This window comes from Psychrobacter sp. CAL346-MNA-CIBAN-0220 (assembly GCF_040309805.1).
Taxonomy (GTDB): domain Bacteria; phylum Pseudomonadota; class Gammaproteobacteria; order Pseudomonadales; family Moraxellaceae; genus Psychrobacter.
In genome coordinates this window covers 1-255 of the sequence record NZ_JBEOPF010000509.1, presented here as the reverse complement: position 1 = coordinate 255, position 255 = coordinate 1, and the positions used below count along the sequence as shown (strand labels likewise).

The 255-nt window shown below is 36.9% G+C and carries 1 protein-coding gene; it reads left to right on the top strand.

Features of this window, described 5'->3' with window-relative positions; genetic code table 11:
- Positions 1-25: 25 nt before the first annotated feature.
- A partial coding sequence (locus AAEY88_RS14575) for a SirB2 family protein (protein ID WP_350563539.1) occupies positions 26-255 on the top strand: 230 nt, incomplete at its 3' end.

Below are 255 nucleotides of genomic sequence, written 5' to 3'. Positions count from 1 at the left end.
GCATACTCACATGATGCTAGTTGCCATGAGTGTGATCTTTTTTATCGTGCGTTTTGTTTTGCATTTACGTCAGTCTCCTATTATGGAAAAAAAGTTTGTTAAAGTGGCGCCACATGTTATTGATACCTTTTTATTACTATCAGGCGTCACTCTTTGCTTTATGATCAAACAATATCCTTTTGTTGATCCATGGATGACAGAAAAAATCATCTGTGTTGCGGCATACATTGCTTTAGGCATCATGGCACTTAAATC